Source organism: Variovorax sp. PCZ-1 (genome assembly GCF_018413605.1).
In the GTDB taxonomy this organism is placed as follows: Bacteria; Pseudomonadota; Gammaproteobacteria; order Burkholderiales; family Burkholderiaceae_C; genus JANMDU01.
Window position 1 is genome coordinate 243,782 of record NZ_JAHCDN010000002.1, and the last position, 17,006, is coordinate 260,787.

Here is a 17,006-nt window from a genome sequence, read left to right on the forward strand (position 1 = left end):
TTCGCCTTATTTGTTGAGCGCATACACGCCCTGTGGTCGCCACAGCAAGATGGCCATCATCAACGCAATATTGGAAAACAATGCCAACTTAGGAAATAGAAAGCCGGTGTAATTGGCCATCAAGCCCACCAGCAGCGCGCCAATCAGCGCGCCACCGGTAGAACCCAATCCACCGATGATGAGTACGATGAAGATGAGCACGTTGACCTGACTGCCCATCTGCGGAATCACGTTTTGTTGATACAGCCCCCACATCACACCGCCTAGGCCAGCCAATGCGCTGCCGATCATGAACACACCGATGAACAAACGCTTAATGCGATAACCCAAAGCTTCCACCATCTCACGGTCTTGCACACCGGCGCGGATCAGCAGGCCAATCTTGGTACGCGTGAGCGTCCAGATCAGCATTGCAAATACCATGAGGCCGACGACGACTGCGATGAGGCGATACTTTTCTACCGCCGCATCGCCCAGCAACACCGTGCCGCGCATGCCCTCGGGTAATGGCAGTGGGATTTGCAGCGGCCCCCAGATCACTTTGATGAGCTCTTCGCCAATGATCATGCCGCCCATGGTGATGAGGATTTGCTTCAAGTGATTGCCATACACAGGCCGCACGATGAAGCGCTCAAATGCCAGCCCCACCGCGCCCGCCACCAGCATCGCCACGATCATGGCGGGCAACACGGCGAGCATGTTCATCCACAGGCTGCTTGATGAGGTGTAGTCGCCCATGCTGCCCAGAACACTGGTAGCCACAAATGCGCCGAGCGCGATGAACACACCATGGCCAAAGTTGAGCACATCCATCAGGCCAAAAACTAGCGTGAGCCCCGAGGCGATGATGAAGATGATCATGCCCATGGCCAAGCCTGCCACGGTGAGTGTGAGCCAAGTGGAAGGCGAGCCAATGAGCGGCAAGACCAAGAGCGCCAGCACAGGCACGAGCGCCACGGGCTTCCAATCAAGGTCTTTCAAAGTAGTTTGCATCGTCATAGTGCCAGCCCCAGGAGAGAAGATTGCAGGGCTTCATCATTTGCCAAGGCTTGCATGCTGCCGCTGTGCACAACACGCCCGTTGTCCATCACGGCCACGCTGTCGCCCAAGCGTTTGGCGAAATTGAAGTTTTGCTCCACCAGCAAAATCGTCACGCCGCTGGCCTTGAGCTGGGCGAATGCAGCAATCATGTTGTTGATGATGGCAGGGGCCAGCCCTTTGCTCGGCTCATCAATGATCAGCAACTCGCGTGGCTCCACAATGGCGCGGGAGACTGCCAGCATCTGCTTTTGTCCGCCAGAGAGCTTGCCTGCGGGATGATTCCAGAATTTTTCTACCGCTGGGAAGAGTGAAAAAATCCATTGCAAACGCTTCTCATCGAGCTGAGTCAAGCGCTTGGCGCTTCGTGCGGCGAGCAGCATGTTTTCTTTCACCGTTAAGTCTGCAAAGATGCCCATGCTCTCAGGCACATACGCAATAGAGCGCTGCGCGATCTCAGGCGTACTGCTGCGCGAGATATCTTGCCCGGCAAATTGGATGCTGCCTTGTGAGGCTTGCCACAAGCCCATGATGGTGCGCAGCGTGGTGGTCTTGCCCGCACCATTGCGCCCCAGCAGCATGGTGAGCCGGCCTTTGGGCACGGCCAAATCCACGCCATGCAGGATGTGATACGCGCCGATATGGGTGTGAACACCACGCAGCTCTAAAAGATTCTCGCTCATGCGGCCTCCTTGGCGATGCCCAGATAGGCCTCTTGCACCACAGGAGAGGCAATCACCTCAGCTGGCTCGCCATCGGCCACCAAGCTGCCGTTGTGTAGCACGATGATGCGATCCGCGAGCTCGCGCACCACATCCATTTTGTGCTCCACCAGCAAAATCGTTTTGCTTTTATCGGCCTTGAGTTGACGAATCAAATTCAGAATCACGGGCGCTTCGGCTGCATTCATACCTGCAGTGGGTTCGTCAAACATATACACCTGCGGATCAAGCGCCATCAGCAAAGCCACCTCTAGCTTGCGCTGATCGCCATGCGGCAAGCTGGCGACTGTGTCGTTACGGCGCTGATCGAGCGCCACTGTGTCAAGAATCGCCATCGCTCTGTTCGTCAGTGCAGCATGATCACTCCAAATGCTCCACAGATTCAGGCCACGGCGATGCTTGCCCTCAGCAACAGCTTGCACTGCTAACCGCACATTCTCCAGAACCGAGAGGCGAGGAAATAAATTCGTGAGCTGAAAAGCGCGCCCCAAGCCTGCGCGCGTGCGCTGCGAGGTGCTGAGGCCTGATAGATCGCGCCCACCCAAATGCACACTCCCTGCGCTGGCGGCAATCTGCCCAGAGATCAAATTGAAGTAGGTCGTCTTGCCTGCGCCGTTGGGGCCAACAATGGCCGTCAACGTGCCCGGCTGGAACACGCAACTGACCGCATTCACGGCCACATGCCCCCCAAATCGAACCGTCAGTTCTCGTGTTTCCAGTGCGCTCATGTGTCAATCAAAGAAGATATCAAGGGCAGGTGCCAATGACGTAATAGTTAGAACCCGTCTTCTTGAGTGTGTTGCTCACGAAGATGTTGTACAAGCCCATGCTTTGGCCAGAGCCATTGGCATAGGTCAAACCTAAATAGACATAGGCCCGCCCAGCCAACACATGCGAATAATTGCTCGCTGTGTAGCAAGTGGCTGGCGTAGCTCCTAGTGTCGTGCCAGAAGCTGCGGCAGAGGTTGCACCTTCCACGCCATTGGCATCTGCAGCGCGCACGGTCCATTGATAAGTCGTGGCCGCTGTTAAGCCGTTGTCGGTATAGTTCAGCGCATTCACACCCAGTGCGTTGACCTTGTTGCTGTTGCGATAAACGTTGTAACTCGCTGCGCCAGACACAGCATTCCAACTGATCTTCATGCTGGTGGTGGCAGCATTGGATGTGAGCACGCCAGTGGGTGCAGCGAGCGTGGTCGTGCCACCACCGCCACTGCCGGATGACACGCGATCGACCATGGCTTTGAGCGCTGTGACTTGCGTGCCGGCCTTCTGTGCGAAATTGCTGCCATACCAGCCGATCCAATCCCAGCAAGCATTGGGGTTGGGCAGGGAGCCGCTAGCGGCCGTGCTGCGGCTGATGCTATCGACCTTGGTTTGCGGGAACAGCACGATCACGCTGTTGGTGTCTGCCCAGCGGGTGTAGCCGGTGTTTTTGATGTATTTGTCGCCGATATCGCTATAGCTTTGTTTGCAGCCATGCAAAGCCACATGCAGTTTGCATTGGCTACCGCTGGCGCAATTGGCGGGCACATAGAGCCAGCCTGTCGAGGCCATGCCGGGGTTGCTGGTGAACTGCGATTGATTGAACTGAATATAGTTACCAGCTGCCGGTGCGTTGTTGCGTGGATTCAATGCGCCATAGAAATGTGTGAGCACTTCTTTTGCGCCATCGTAGCCGCAGTTGCTGATGTAGGGCGATGCTGTTGTCGAACAGGTGTTATTGCCTGTTCCATCAAAGTCTGTAGGAAAAACATGCGCTGTACTGCTGCGCTTGATGTATTTCAGATTGCTGGCTGCCACGCCATTATTGCTGTATTGCGTTTGCAGCGCATTCATCGGATTAGGGCCCACGGTGGTGTCGCTGTTGCCCACAAACATGAAGATTTTTTGGCCAGCCACATTGGCGCGGTTGTCAATCTGCACACTGCTCCAACTGTCGATGGTGTTTTGCATGTTCGTCAGCATCGTGGCAGAGATCGTGGCGTTGTTCATGCAAGCGGTGTAGTTGCTTTGCCCGGCGCACATGTAGGGGCCGCCCGCAAACACGCCAATGCCTTTGAACACCGATGAATGCGCCATGCCCAATTGATTGGCCATGAAGCCGCCCGCCGATAAGCCCGATACCGTGATATTGGTTTTATCGATGTTGTAAGCGCCGAGATTGGCTTGCGCTTGGGCTGCGCCTGAAAACGCCAAGCTGATGACGGCTGCGCTCGCAGCAAGCCTCAGCTTCTTCCAAGATGAATCCATCAGATGTCTCCTAAAGTTTTGGGTTGAGATGCGCCCCTGTGTGTCCAGGAGTTCCTACACGTCTACCTGCAAAAAAGGGGTGGCCACCCCTGTGGGCAAGGCTGCTGCGCAAGGCTGTAGCAAAACGCCACAGCGAGGCAGCTGCCTCCCAAAACTTCAGCGCTTGTTTCGGATCGGCACGTTCATTTCTGCCGCTGGGATTTCACGCACCAGTTGCAAATCAGGAATTGCGCCCGGTCTGGCACCTGGTGCCACGCGGAACTGATACATGGATTGCATGGCTTGGTGGTCTTCCTTGCGGAAGGTCATCGTGCCCTTGGGTGTGTCAAAACTCAAGCCTTCCATGGTGGTTATCAGCTTATCGGTATTGGTATCGCCATTGCTTTTCTTCAGCGCGGCCACCACGGCGGAGGCAGCTGCAAAGCCACCAGCGGTGAAGAAGTCAGGCGGGCTTTTGAAGCGGCTGTAGTGATTGGTCACGAGCCAGAGGTTGGCGGCGTTTTTCGGAAAACCGAAGTAATAGTAGGTCGCGCCCTCCATGCCTGGAAAGTTCATATAGGCATTCATCGCCGGCAGGATGTTGCCGCCGGTGGAGATTTCAATGCCGTAGCGCTTCAAATCCAGATCAGCAATTTTGAAAGGATTGCCAGCACCCGCCCAGATGATCCAAATCACTTTGCGGCCAGGTTCGTTCTTTAGCTTATCGATCAAGCGCTGCGCGCCAGCGGTGAAGTCTGTGGTGTTGGTGGGCAGGTATTCTTCATGAACAATTTTTGCTTTTTTGATCGATTCTTTGAAAGCTTTCACACCATCGCGGCCAAAGGCGTAATCTTGCGCGAGGGTGGCAATCGTTACGCCCTGCTTATCCAGTGCAGCGGCATTGGCAATCGCATCTTGGCTGCTGTTGCGGCCCGTGCGGAAGATGTATTTGTTCCACTTGTCGCCTGTGATGGAATCTGCCACAGCTGGCTCGACCAATAAGATTTTTTTGTATTCCTCGGCGACAGGCAACATAGCGAGCGCTACGCCGGAGGAGGTGGGGCCCACGGCCAAATCCACTTTGTCATCAGAGTAGGCGGTGGCAAGGAGTGATTTGCCCAAATCAGGCTTGCCTTGATCGTCTTTCTCCACCACCACGAGTTTTTTGCCAGCCACTGTCATGCTGCCGCCTGTGGCGTACTCCAAACCCATTGCGAAGCCTGTAGCCGTTTGCTTGCCGTAGGCTTCGAGCGGGCCAGTGCGGCTGTAAATCAAGCCGATTTTGATGTCTTTGTTTTGCGCCCAAGCGCTAGAAGTCAATGCGCCGAGAGCGGCAAAAGTAGCAAGTGCTGCCAAGGCTATGCGGCGCGCCGTAATGGGGCTTCTGTTCATCTTGTCTCCAATATGGATTGTTGTGATGACCAATACAGTGCACGCTTCGTGCCAATCATTAAGCCTTTGATTTCATTGAATTTTTTCTGAATAATTTCAAATGATGTGTTTTTATCAGACATTTGAAGTGTCTGAAATTCAATCAATTGTATTTATTTCAGACAATTCCGAGGCTTGTAACGCATAGAGCTTGGCGCGGGAAATACCCAGCAATTTGGCTGCAGCTACCTTGTTGCCATGTGTGGCTTGCAGCGCCGCGGCAAGTGCTTCCGCCTCCAACTCAGCCACCTGCTCAGCCAGCGGGCGCAGATCGGCTTGGCGCGGCGTAGCGCTAACAGTTGGCGCTGATTCCAATATTTTGGGTGCAGGCTCCACGCCCGATTCGCGCAGCAGCTGCTCCAGAAAACCCGCCTCAATGCGCAGTGCATCGCTGCGCAGCAAAGCTTGCTCCAGCACATTACGCAGCTCGCGGATATTGCCTCGCCAATGCTGGTGCATGAGCAAAGCCACGGCTTGATTGCTGAACTCTGGCGCTGCCGTGCCATTGCGCAAGCTCATGTCTTCAGCGAGCAATTCAATCAGCGCGGGAATATCACTTGCGCGCTCGCGCAGCGGTGGTACGCGGATTGGCAGCACGTTGAGTCGATAAAACAAGTCTTCGCGGAATTTACCTTCTCGCACCAGCGCATGCAAATCCCGCGAAGTGGCGGCTACCACGCGCACATCCACACTGATGAGTTGATTCGAGCCCAGCGGCTCAATCTCGCCTTCTTGCAGCGCGCGGAGCAGCTTGGCTTGCAAGCCGGGCGGCATATCGCCGATTTCATCAAGGAAGAGCGTGCCACCATCAGCCAGCTTGAATTTGCCCTGCCGACCTTTGCGATCCGCGCCTGTGTAGGCGCCGGGCGCGACGCCGAAAAACTCTGCCTCCAGCAAGGTATCCGGAATCGCAGCGATATTCACGCTCACCAAAGCCGCACTGCTGCGCGGCGAGCTCGCGTGGATCGCATGCGCAAGCAATTCTTTGCCAGTGCCCGTCTCGCCCAGCAGCAGCACGGGGCTGCTCGATTGCGCCGCGCGGCGCGCTTGGCGCTTTACCTCCGTGGCCGCTGGGCTGCTGCCCACGAAGCTGGCAAAGGTGTATTTGTTGCGCCGCTGGCCCGCAAGCTCGCGCCGCGCATCATCAAGCTCGCGCTGCATGCGCGCGAATTTGCTGATGAGGGGCTGAAGCGTTGTCTCGGGATGATCAAACAGCACAATGCCCAGCGCACCAATCACACGCCCTGCATCGTCTTTGATCGGAATACGGCTCACTACAAACGTACCCGCTTTGTTGGTGAGCAAATCAATCAGGATGGGCTTGCCCGTCTCCAGTACGCGATGCATCTGCGTGTTTTGTACGACACTAGACACGGCATGGCCCACAAAATCGCTCTCTTGGGCATAGCCTAGCGCAGGCAAGAAACGGCGGTATTGTTCGTTGATCCACACCACACGCGCCTTGGCATCCACCAGTAGCATGCCTTCACTCGCGCCCGCAAACACGCCAAACAGCGAATGCGCAGCAAGCTCAAGAATGCTTTGCGCATCTTGCGGGAGCGTGCTGGCTAGCGCCGAGGTGGGGGGAGTCTTCATGCGGGGATCATGGCGGCAAATCGAGAGTATTAGCTCAGTGAGCCATCATTTTTAAGTCTTTTAGGGCATTAGCCGGCATAGATACTGCGCGGAGTGCTATCAAATCAGTAGTGATTACTGCGCCGTCCAGCCGCCGTCAACTGCCCATGCTTGGCCGCGCACGTTGGCTGCTGCGTCTTGGCAGAGGAAAACGGCTAATTCGCCGAGTTGCTGTGGGGTGGTGAATTGTAGGCTGGGTTGTTTTTCGCCGAGGAGGTCTTTGCTGGCCTGGTCTACGCTGATGCCTTCTCGCTTGGCGCGATCATCGATTTGCTTTTGCACCAAGGGCGTGAGCACCCAGCCGGGGCAGATGGCATTCACTGTGATGCCTGTGGTGGCAGTTTCAAGAGCAACAGATTTGGTGAAGCCCACAAGGCCGTGCTTGGCTGCCACATAAGCAGATTTGTCTTTTGACGCGACGAGGCCGTGCGCGGATACGACGTTGATGATACGGCCCCAGTTTTTCGCGCGCATGCCGGGCATGGCCAGGCGCGTGGTGTGGAAAGCGCTGGAGAGGTTGATGGCGATGATGGCATCCCATTTCTCTACGGGGAAATTTTCCACGGAACTCACATGCTGAATGCCTGCGTTATTGACCAAGATATCAACCATACCGAATTCTTTGACAGCGAAGGCAATGAGTTGCTCGATCTCAGGGGGCTTGCTCATGTCAGCGCCGTGATAGGCCACTTTTGCTCCAAGCTTTGCAATTTCTGAGCGTGCGGCTTCAATGATGGCGGCATCGCCGAAGCCGTTGAGCACGATGTTGGCACCTTGTTTGGCCAATTCAATCGCGATGCCTAGGCCGATGCCGCTGGTGGAGCCGGTGATGAGAGCAGTTTTGTTTTTGAGAGACATATTCATGGTCAATTTTGGGTGGTGAGTTTAGCGTTTGATCAAAGGCCAAGCATCCAATAAATCTGCCGAGGCTTGGAAACGGATGCCGTTGTCGTTCAAGATTTCTTCAGTGGATTCGAGCATTTTCTGATGTGGCAGCACGATAGATTCAGCGGATTGCTGATCGAATTTGATCACGACCAGTTCAGTTTTTAAGTCACGAAGTATTTCAGCCATATGGCGCAGGCTGCGCACAGGAATATCATTGATAGATTGCACGACCGAGCCAAAGCGGTTGTCATAACCCGAGACGAGACGATGCGGGAAGAAGGGCGCGCTTACGACCACCAAATCCTCACGTTTGGCGTTTGGCTCATCGGCCAAGCGTGTGACCAGAGGCTGCGCATTGAAGGCGAAGCTGTTGAGCGAGCCGGCGTTGTTGTTGAAGAAGGAACGAAATTCCCAAGTGGCGCGTGAGAAGACCATGGGGCCATAGATGAAATATGAAGGGTATGAGCCATCCAGCGTATCGACCAAGCGCGGTCTGCGCGCCATGACCGGCAATTCAATATTCAGGGGTTTGCCTTGGCGCACCACGGTCAGCGGCACCTTGCCATTCTTCGCAAACTTCTGCACATGGTATTGAAAGCGCACATTCACATCACCTTGTAAGCGCACAAGGCCTTGGTTGTCGATGTCGGTGTTGCCAATGCGGGTGATGATGTCCCATTCTTTGAGAGGGTAACTGTCTTCTTTTGACATCGGGCGCTGCACGACCATGCCACGCACAGTTCTTTCAGCTTTCAGGAAGCTGCGCAGCGCCGGGTTCTCCAGCGTTTGCAGCTCGTCGTAAATCGCGGGTTTGCCATCGTATTTGCCATCGGTGATGTCATTCAAGAACAGCTCGACCTCTTCGTTGGGAATGATGTAGCCAATGTTTTGAGCGCTGCTGATGATGGAGTAAGCCACGCCGATCATTTTGTCGCCCGCAAAAACGGGGCCTCCGCTGTTACCAGGATTGATGGCAGCATCGACCTGGATGCGCAAGCCCTGTGTGGGGAAGTTGTAGGACACGTATTCAATGCGCGAGACGATGCCTTTGGTGATGGAGAGCGAATTTCCGCCAAACGGATAACCATAGGCCAGCACTTCGTCTTTCACCTCAGGCAATACGCTGGCGCGCTGTGGCACGGGGCGGTTAGCGAAGAAACTGTTGTCTTCCAATTCGAGCACGGCCAGATCAATGCCGCGCGCAATCGCGATGACTTTCGCATTGATCTTGTCGCCGCCTTCTTTGGCGCGCACTTCCACCTTGCTGGCGTAGTTCACGACATGCGCATTCGTTAAGATTCGGTTGCCTTCGATCACCACGCCCGAGCCCGTGGTCTCGTTTGGTGCAGCTTTGTTCCAAGGCCGGAAGAGATCAGGCTGGCGCACTGTGCTGAAAATCTTCACTACCGAATTTTCAAGCTGGCTAGAGCGTGCAGGGCGTTGTGCAGACTGTGCTTGTGCAGCACTGCAGGCCATCAAACACCACGCCAAAAACAGGGTGGGTAAACGAGAAAAATGGGCAGAGGTAATCATGATGCGAGCTGCTTCAAAGACAAGCCTCTACTGTAGCGCCACAGTTGCGAACAGTCACAAAAATTACGTAACAAGCCCTGTTTAAGCGCCGTATTTACACTTTAGCGCTCAGGTGGAGGCAGGCTATAGCTCGCTGGTGTGCGGCTGAGTTTGATGGGAGAGGCCACGCCTTTGTAATCACCGATTCGCACGACCATATCTCGGTGCTGGGTGTGTTCGTCGCTTAAAGCCGCTTGGATATCCTGAATGGGCGCGCAGGGCACGCCTGCTCGGATGAGCAGATCGGCCAAGGGTTTGCAAGCGAAAAGTTTTAGCTTGTCTTCTAGCAATTCCTTGAGGGCGACACGGTTGATATTGCGCTGTTTGTTGCTTTCAAAGCGCGAGTCAGCGGCGAGCTCGGGTGCGCCGATTGTTTTGACTAGTGTGGTGAACTGGCCATCATTACCCACGGCGAGGAAGATGGGCTCTGTGCCTGTGGCAAAGGTATCGTAGGGCACGATGTTTGGATGCGCGTTGCCGCTTCGTCCCGGCACGCGGCCATCCAGTAGATGATTGGCGCTGTGTGGGTGTAAGAGTGCGAGGCCGTTGTCGTAAAGAGAAGATTCAACGAACTGGCCTTTGCCGCTGGTGTGGCGCTCTTGCAATGCGAGCAGGATGCCAAGCGCGGCGCTCATGCCGGTGGCGACATCAACGACAGGTATGCCCATACGCAAAGGCTCACCGTCTTTTTCGCCATTGATACTCATCAGGCCGCTCATGGCTTGAATCGCCGCGTCATAACCGGGCAAGCCGCCCAGTGGCCCATCTGCACCGAAGCCACTCACTCTGCAATGGATCAGGCGCGGGAATTTCGCATGCAGCGTGTCAAAACCCAAACCCCATTTTTCCATGCTGCCGGTTTTGAAGTTTTCTACCAAGACATCTGCCGTCGCAAGCAGTTTGAGCAGCTCCTCGCGCTGCGCATGATCGTACAAATCCATGGTCATGCCACGCTTGTTGCGGTTGAGGCCGAGGAAGTAGCTGGCTGTGCCTTGCGCATTAAACGGAGGCCCCCAGCCGCGTGTTTCATCGCCTTGGGGTGGTTCGATTTTTAAAACGTCAGCGCCGTGGTCAGCCAAGATTTGTGTGCAGTAGGGGCCACCTAATACTCGCGAGAGGTCGATGACTTTGATGCCTTGGAGAGAGCCTGTGTTTGCTGGAGGTTGCATTGAATGATTATCTTCGAGAGCGGAAGATTTCTTCTGGGACAGAGCGGCTTCGAGTTTGAGGCATTTCCCCCGCTCTCATGGTGGAGTACCATAAATCGATCGGTGGAAATGCCTCAAACTCGCAGCCTGTTAGCTACTTCACGATCTTCGCTCGCAGGTGGTCGAGTTGTACAAATCTGGCCTGTGATTGGGCTATCTCCCGCAACGAAATAAAGGGGGAGACGGCGTAGCCGGCGGAGGACATTCGTGGAGGGGGATAGCGCAAGCGCAGGCCGAGAGTGCAAAAATCAGCCCCTTGAAGCCTCCAAATCCCGCAATTTAAAACGCTGAATTTTCCCAGTAGCCGTCTTTGGAAGCTCACTTACAAACTCAATAAAACGCGGGTATTTGAAAGGTGCGAGCTTCTCTTTCACGAAAGCTTTGAGCTCGTCTTCAGTAGCAGTTTGCCCAGCTTTGAGCACAACAAAGGCTTTGGTCTTGGTGAGGCCTTCGGCATCTTCTTTGCCGATGACTGCTGCTTCGAGCACGGCGTTGTGTTGCACGAGCGTGGCTTCGACCTCGAAGGGCGAGACATACACGCCGCTGACCTTGAGCATGTCGTCGCTGCGGCCTGAGTAGGTGTAGCTGCCGTCGGCGTTTTTCACATACTTGTCGCCGCTTTTCGTCCACGCGCCTTGGAAGGTGTCGCGGGATTTTTCTCGGTTGTTCCAATACATCAGGGCAGCGCTGGGGCCATGGATGTAGAGATCGCCGGGCTCGCCATCTGGCACGCTGCCGCCGTTCTCGCCTCGCAATTCAATCGTGTAGCCTGGCACAGGCCAGCCTGTGGTGCCGTAGCGCACTTTGCCGGGAAGGTTGGAGAGGAAGATGTGCAGCATTTCGGTGGAGCCGATGCCATCGATGATTTCTACGCCGTAATGCTTTTCAAAACGCTGGCCGATGTCTGCTGGTAAAGCTTCGCCGGCGCTGGAGCACATGCGCAGCGCGACTTCGTTTTTGGCGGGAAGATTAGGCGCGGCCAGCATGCCTGCAAACCCAGTAGGTGCTCCGAAAAAGATAGTGGGCTGTGCAGTATTCATGCCGGCGATCTGGCCTTTCCATCTTGAAAACACGGCATCAGGTGTAGGCCGCTCGGCCATGAGGATGACGCTTGCGCCCACGCTCAATGGGAAGCTCAGGCCATTGCCCAAGCCGTAGGCGAAGAAGAGCTTGGCGGCGGAGAAACACACATCGTTTTCCTTGATGCCGAGCACGCCTTTGCCATACAGCTCGGCGGTGTAGTAAGCATTCGCGTGGGTATGCACTGTGCCTTTGGGGCGACCTGTGGAGCCGGAGGAATAGAGCCAGAAGGCGGGTTCGTCGCCTTGTGTGGGGGCGTTTTGCGTGAGAGGCGTTGCTTTGAGCAAATCAGCCCATTCGGTGCAGCCTGCGGGCAAGGTAGTTGTGGGGCGCGAGACGTAAACCGCTTTGACTTCGTTGGGTGCGCTTTGCATCGCTGATTGCAATGTTGGCAGCAAAGCGGCAGATACGAGAGCTGCTTGAGAGCGGCTGTGCGCAAGCATGTAGGCGTAATCTTCCTTGGTGAGCAAGGTATTCACCGCTACGGGCACGATGCCGGCATACAAGCAACCGAGGAAAGAGACGACCCAATCTGTGCAGTCGTGCATGAGCAGGAGCACACGCTCTTCGCGACGCAGGCCGCTGGCTTGCAGGCTGGCGGCGCAGCGTTGAATCTGATCTGCGAGCTCGCCATAGCTCAAGCTGCCTGCATCGTCAGTCAGCGCGGTTTTGCTGGGGTGGCGGGCATTGGCGGCGATCAAATGTGCAGCAAAATTAAACTGCGTGGGCGGTGCTTGAACATGGCTGGACATGCTGTCTCCTCAACTCTTCGTTTGACGTAGCATCTGGCTTGATGCAAAATAATTCCAGTCGAACTATAAATCCACTGAAATACCTATGTCAAGCAATATATTGCATGTTAACCCGGCTGAAAGCGATACCGAAGAAGCCAAAAACCCATTTTTGGTGGCTTTGGGCGAGCGCGTGCGCAGCCAAAGAGCGCGTCGGGGCTTGACGCGCAAGGCGCTGGCTGCCGCTGCCGATGTCTCGGAGCGGCATTTGGCCAATTTGGAATATGGCGTGGGCAATGCCTCGATCTTGATCTTGCAGCAGGTGGCCGATGCGCTGGAATGCCCGCTGGCTGAGCTGCATGGGGATGTCACCACATCGAATCCAGAGTGGCTGATGCTGCGCAAGCTCTTGGAGCATGCCAACGAGACACAGCTGAAAAATCTACGTTTGAACATTGCTACATATTTAGGAGCGCCTCGCGCAGATTCTATGCCGGCCACTAGCCCAAAAGCCTCTCAAAGAATCGCTTTGATCGGGCTGCGCGGGGCGGGTAAATCTACACTGGGCAGGATGCTGGGCGAGGCTCTGGGCTACCCGTTTTTTGAGATGAGCGCGGAGATTGAGAAGTTGGCAGGCACTTCTGTGGCGGAGATTCAGGCGCTTTATGGCGTGACAGCTTATCGCCGCTATGAGCGCCGCGCGTTGGAGACGCTGATTGGCCAGCATGAACAAGCTGTGATTGCCACGCCGGGCGGCTTGGTGAGCGATGTGACGACCTTCAATGCCGTGCTTACGCATTGCACCAGCGTGTGGCTCCAAGCTGAGCCGCAAGACCATTTGCAGCGTGTGCATGCGCAAGGCGATATGCGCCCGATGGCGGCGAGCAAGGAAGCGCTGGATGATTTGAAGAGCATTTTGGCAGGGCGATCGGCGTTTTACTCTAAGGCTGATTTCACGCTCAATACAAGTGCACAGGCGTTGCCAGAGTCATTTTCCTTGCTGCAAAAGCTGCTCGAACCGGTCACAAGTGCAAATTTATGAAAAATATTGCATGAAGTCTAAATATGCAATATAATTCATAAAATCAACCTGAGGACGACAATCATGAGCAATGACCTTCGCGTGAATTACCAAACCCAGCCCAGCCAATATAAGCACTGGAAGCTGGAGTTCAACGGCTCCGTGGCCACTCTCAAGGCCGACTTTGATGAGAACGCAGGCCTGCGCCCTGGCTACAAGCTGAAATTGAACAGCTACGACCTCGGCGTGGACATTGAGCTCAACGACGCGATCAACCGCATCCGCTTCGAGCATCCTGAAGTGCGCACCGTGGTGCTCACCAGCGCGAAAGAAAAAGTGTTTTGCTCAGGCGCAAACATCTTCATGCTTGGCGTTTCCAGCCATGCGTGGAAAGTGAATTTCTGCAAATTCACGAACGAGACGCGCAATGGCTTGGAAGATTCCTCCGCGCACAGCGGCTTGAAATTTATCGCCGCGGTGAACGGCGCATGCGCAGGCGGCGGTTATGAAGTGGCGCTCGCTTGTGATGAAATTATTTTGGTGGATGACCGCAGCTCCGCCGTGAGCTTGCCCGAAGTGCCTTTGCTCGGCGTGTTGCCCGGCACAGGTGGCCTCACCCGCGTGACGGATAAGCGTAAAGTGCGCCACGATCTGGCCGATATCTTCTGCACCAGTGTGGAAGGCGTGCGAGGCAAGAAGGCGGTGGATTGGCGCTTGGTGGATCAAGCGGTGAAGCCTGCGCAGTTTGCCGAAGCTGTGCAAAAGCGTGCTTTGGAATTGGCTGAAAAGAGTGATCGCCCAGCGGACGCGAAGGGTGTGGCACTCACGCCTTTGAACTGCAAGATTGAAGCCGATGCGCTGCGCTACTCGAATGTGGCGGTAGAGATTGATCGCGCCAAGCGCATCGCGACTTTCACGGTAAAAGCACCAGTCGCCTCGATAGAATCTGCGCAGAATGCTATCGAAACCGCAGCATCCAATTGGTATCCCTTCGTGCTCGCGCGTGAGCTCGATGATGCGATTTTGCAGATGCGCACGAATGAGCTCGATATCGGCACATGGGTCTGGAAGACGCAAGGCGATGCTGCGAACGTGCTCGCGATGGATTCAGCGCTCATGGCAAACAAAGACCATTGGTTTGTGCGCGAAACCATTGGCTTGCTGCGCCGCACCTTGAGCCGCATTGATGTGAGTTCGCGCAGCTTGTTTGCCTTTATCGAAGAAGGCTCATGCTTTGCGGGCACATTCTTGGAGCTGGCGCTGGCCTGCGATCGCTCTTATCAACTTGCATTGCCGGACGACGAAGCCGCAGCACCCAAGATTACGGTGAGCGATGTGAATTTCGGTTTGTATCCGATGGCCACAGGTCAAAGCCGCTTGGCGCGCCGCTTCTACGACGAAACACCAGCGCTAGAAGCCGTGCGCGCCGTCGCAGGCAAGCCGCTCGATGCAGATGCCGCATTCGCCGTCGGCCTCGTCACAGCGAATCCAGACGATATCGACTGGGCAGATGAAGTCCGCATCGCCTTGGAAGAGCGCGTCGCCATGAGCCCAGATGCCTTGACCGGCATGGAAGCCAACCTGCGCTTCAATGGCAAAGAAAACATGGTCACCCGCGTTTTTGGCCGCTTAACCGCTTGGCAAAACTGGATCTTTCAACGGCCTAATGCCGTGGGGGAGAAGGGCGCTTTGAAGGTTTATGGCAAGGGCGATAAGGCGGCTTTTGATTGGAATCGAGTTTGATGGTTGGTTGGTGAACCGACTAATAGAACGCAAAAGACGCAGAAGAAACGCAAAAGGCGCAAAAGTGATTTGTACAAATTCTTTTCAGCGAATTTTGCGTACTTCTGCGTCTTTTGCGTTCTCTTCTTTGTTCGCCACAACCATTAACTAAAGCAAAGTATCTCGTTGTGCAGCAAGGCAGGTGGCTTGCTGTAACCGAAACATCTCCACCGTTGTTTTAAGAGCAGACATCATGAGCATCAACTACAGCGAGAAAATCCCGAACAACGTCAACCTCAGCGAAGACCGCACCTTGCAGCGCGCGCTTGAAGGTTGGCAGCCGAACTTCATCAATTGGTGGGATGAGATTGGCCCCGAAGGTGCGGAAGCGTCTGATGTGTATTTGCGTACTGCAGTGAGCGTTGATCCCGCAGGCTGGGCGAGCTTTGGCCATGTGAAGATGCGCGATTATCGCTGGGGCATTTTCTTGAACCCTGGCCAGCAAGATCGCAAGATTCACTTTGGTGATCATCTCGGCCAAGATGCTTGGAATGATGTGCCCGGCGAATACCGCGCCAATCTGCGCCGCATCATCGTCACGCAGGGCGATACCGAGCCAGCTTCTGTGGAGCAACAGCGCCACCTCGGCCTCACCGCGCCGAGCATGTATGACCTGCGCAATCTGTATCAGATTAACGTCGAAGAAGGCCGCCATTTGTGGGCGATGGTCTATCTGCTGCACAAACATTTTGGCCGCGATGGCCGTGAAGAAGCTGAGGCGCTGCTCGAGCGCCGCAGCGGCGATGCCGATACACCGCGCATCTTGCAAGCGTTCAACGAAGCCACGCCTGATTGGCTCGCTTTCTTCATGTTCACCTACTTCACCGATCGCGATGGCAAATTCCAGCTTTGCGCATTGGCAGAGAGCGCGTTTGAGCCACTGGCACGTACTACGAAATTCATGCTCACAGAAGAAGCGCATCACATGTTTGTGGGCGAGAGCGGCATCAGCCGCGTGATTCAGCGCACTTGCCAAGCGATGAATGAGATGAAGACGGATGATGTGAAGAAGCTTCGTGCCGCTGGTGTGATTGATCTGCCTACCGTGCAGCGTTATTTGAATTTCCACTTCTCGGTCACCATCGATTTGTTTGGCGCAGACGAATCATCGAACGCTGCCACCTTCTACAGCACCGGCCTCAAAGGCCGCTACGAAGAAGGCAAGCGCACAGACGATCACCAATTGCGTGGCCAGAGCTATAAAGTGCTGGAAGTTGTAGGCGGCGAGTTGAAAGAAAAAGAAGTGCCGATGCTCAATGCGCTTAACGAAGTGCTGCGCGATGATTACATCAAAGATTCCGTGGCCGGCGTGGGCCGCTGGAACAAAGTGATCGAGAAGGCGGGCATTCCGTTCAAGCTCACCACACCACACAAAGCCTTCCATCGCAACATCGGTGCGCTGTCTGGCGCAAAGGTATCGCCAGAAGGCCGCGTTGTCTCGCAAGCCGAGTGGGATGTGAAGAAAAACGAGTGGCTGCCAACTGCCGAAGACCGGGCTTTCGTCGCAAGCCTGATGGGCCGAGTCGTCGAGCCAGGTAAATTCGCCAACTGGATCGCGCCACCTGCGATGGGTATCAACCGCCAGCCAGTTGAGTTTGACTACGTACGCTTTGCTTGATGATCAAAAAAACTAGGTAACGCGAAAAACGCGAAAGTGACGCGAAAA

At 55.2% G+C, this 17,006-nt stretch carries 13 protein-coding genes; 3 read left to right on the top strand and 10 right to left on the bottom strand.

The genetic code is table 11. The features are described 5' to 3' along the window. Positions 1-6 precede the first annotated feature (6 nt). The 10 genes from KIH26_RS11275 to KIH26_RS11320 form a co-directional block, all read right to left on the bottom strand. On the bottom strand, positions 7-993 hold the full coding sequence (locus KIH26_RS11275) for a branched-chain amino acid ABC transporter permease (protein ID WP_213446019.1): 987 nt from the start codon (positions 991-993) through the stop codon (positions 7-9). A gap of 2 nt (positions 994-995) precedes the next feature. Further along, the gene (locus tag KIH26_RS11280) at positions 996-1,721 is read right to left on the bottom strand and encodes an ABC transporter ATP-binding protein (protein ID WP_213445274.1); all 726 of its coding nucleotides are present in this window, start codon (positions 1,719-1,721) and stop codon (positions 996-998) included. Beyond that, positions 1,718-2,488: an ABC transporter ATP-binding protein gene (locus tag KIH26_RS11285; protein WP_213445276.1), complete on the bottom strand. Its 771-nt coding sequence runs from the start codon at positions 2,486-2,488 to the stop codon at positions 1,718-1,720. The genes KIH26_RS11280 and KIH26_RS11285 overlap by 4 nt, the downstream gene beginning before the upstream one ends. 19 nt (positions 2,489-2,507) lie before the next feature. Continuing rightward, positions 2,508-4,013, bottom strand: a complete 1,506-nt coding sequence (locus KIH26_RS11290) for an extracellular catalytic domain type 2 short-chain-length polyhydroxyalkanoate depolymerase (protein ID WP_213445277.1) — start codon at positions 4,011-4,013, stop codon at positions 2,508-2,510. Between the two features lie 156 nt (positions 4,014-4,169). Beyond that, entirely contained in the window at positions 4,170-5,384 is a 1,215-nt protein-coding gene (locus KIH26_RS11295; RefSeq protein ID WP_213445279.1) for a substrate-binding domain-containing protein, read from the bottom strand. 138 nt (positions 5,385-5,522) lie between these two features. Then, positions 5,523-7,019 (bottom strand): sigma-54 interaction domain-containing protein, encoded by a 1,497-nt coding sequence (locus KIH26_RS11300; RefSeq protein WP_213445280.1) that lies wholly within the window; start codon positions 7,017-7,019, stop codon positions 5,523-5,525. 114 nt (positions 7,020-7,133) lie between these two features. Continuing rightward, positions 7,134-7,922 carry a 3-hydroxybutyrate dehydrogenase gene (locus tag KIH26_RS11305; RefSeq protein WP_283770149.1) on the bottom strand — a complete coding sequence of 263 codons (789 nt, stop codon included), beginning with the start codon at positions 7,920-7,922 and terminating at the stop codon, positions 7,134-7,136. Between the two features lie 21 nt (positions 7,923-7,943). Continuing rightward, positions 7,944-9,479, bottom strand: a complete 1,536-nt coding sequence (locus tag KIH26_RS11310; protein ID WP_213445282.1) for a S1C family serine protease — start codon at positions 9,477-9,479, stop codon at positions 7,944-7,946. 101 nt (positions 9,480-9,580) lie between these two features. Further along, a complete protein-coding gene (locus KIH26_RS11315) occupies positions 9,581-10,687 on the bottom strand; it encodes a CaiB/BaiF CoA transferase family protein (protein WP_213445284.1) in 1,107 nt (368 codons plus the stop codon). Between the two features lie 287 nt (positions 10,688-10,974). Continuing rightward, positions 10,975-12,558: a benzoate-CoA ligase family protein gene (locus tag KIH26_RS11320; RefSeq protein WP_213445285.1), complete on the bottom strand. Its 1,584-nt coding sequence runs from the start codon at positions 12,556-12,558 to the stop codon at positions 10,975-10,977. Between the two features lie 85 nt (positions 12,559-12,643). Here KIH26_RS11320 and KIH26_RS11325 point away from each other — a divergent pair, with 85 nt between their 5' ends. The 3 genes from KIH26_RS11325 to boxB all read left to right on the top strand — a co-directional run bounded on the left by KIH26_RS11325 (position 12,644) and on the right by boxB (position 16,958). Further along, entirely contained in the window at positions 12,644-13,579 is a 936-nt protein-coding gene (locus KIH26_RS11325; protein WP_213445287.1) for a helix-turn-helix transcriptional regulator, read from the top strand. A 63-nt stretch (positions 13,580-13,642) separates the two neighbouring features. Continuing rightward, positions 13,643-15,301, top strand: coding sequence for a 2,3-epoxybenzoyl-CoA dihydrolase (gene boxC, locus KIH26_RS11330; protein WP_213445289.1), 1,659 nt, complete (start codon positions 13,643-13,645; stop codon positions 15,299-15,301). A 229-nt stretch (positions 15,302-15,530) separates the two neighbouring features. Then, on the top strand, positions 15,531-16,958 hold the full coding sequence (gene boxB / locus KIH26_RS11335; RefSeq protein ID WP_213446023.1) for a benzoyl-CoA 2,3-epoxidase subunit BoxB: 1,428 nt from the start codon (positions 15,531-15,533) through the stop codon (positions 16,956-16,958). The last annotated feature ends 48 nt before the right edge of the window (positions 16,959-17,006 follow it).

Excerpts from the sequence above, each read along its gene's own strand:
- KIH26_RS11320 (WP_213445285.1), bottom strand. The coding sequence starts at position 12,558 with ATGTCCAGCCATGTTCAAGCACCGCCCACGCAGTTTAATTTTGCTGCA.
- KIH26_RS11280 (WP_213445274.1), bottom strand. The coding sequence starts at position 1,721 with ATGAGCGAGAATCTTTTAGAGCTGCGTGGTGTTCACACCCATATCGGC.
- KIH26_RS11310 (WP_213445282.1), bottom strand. The coding sequence starts at position 9,479 with ATGATTACCTCTGCCCATTTTTCTCGTTTACCCACCCTGTTTTTGGCG.
- KIH26_RS11305 (WP_283770149.1), bottom strand. The coding sequence starts at position 7,922 with ATGAATATGTCTCTCAAAAACAAAACTGCTCTCATCACCGGCTCCACC.
- KIH26_RS11300 (WP_213445280.1), bottom strand. The coding sequence starts at position 7,019 with ATGAAGACTCCCCCCACCTCGGCGCTAGCCAGCACGCTCCCGCAAGAT.
- boxC (WP_213445289.1), top strand. The coding sequence starts at position 13,643 with ATGAGCAATGACCTTCGCGTGAATTACCAAACCCAGCCCAGCCAATAT.
- KIH26_RS11285 (WP_213445276.1), bottom strand. The coding sequence starts at position 2,488 with ATGAGCGCACTGGAAACACGAGAACTGACGGTTCGATTTGGGGGGCAT.
- KIH26_RS11295 (WP_213445279.1), bottom strand. The coding sequence starts at position 5,384 with ATGAACAGAAGCCCCATTACGGCGCGCCGCATAGCCTTGGCAGCACTT.
- KIH26_RS11325 (WP_213445287.1), top strand. The coding sequence starts at position 12,644 with ATGTCAAGCAATATATTGCATGTTAACCCGGCTGAAAGCGATACCGAA.
- KIH26_RS11275 (WP_213446019.1), bottom strand. The coding sequence starts at position 993 with ATGCAAACTACTTTGAAAGACCTTGATTGGAAGCCCGTGGCGCTCGTG.
- KIH26_RS11315 (WP_213445284.1), bottom strand. The coding sequence starts at position 10,687 with ATGCAACCTCCAGCAAACACAGGCTCTCTCCAAGGCATCAAAGTCATC.
- KIH26_RS11290 (WP_213445277.1), bottom strand. The coding sequence starts at position 4,013 with ATGGATTCATCTTGGAAGAAGCTGAGGCTTGCTGCGAGCGCAGCCGTC.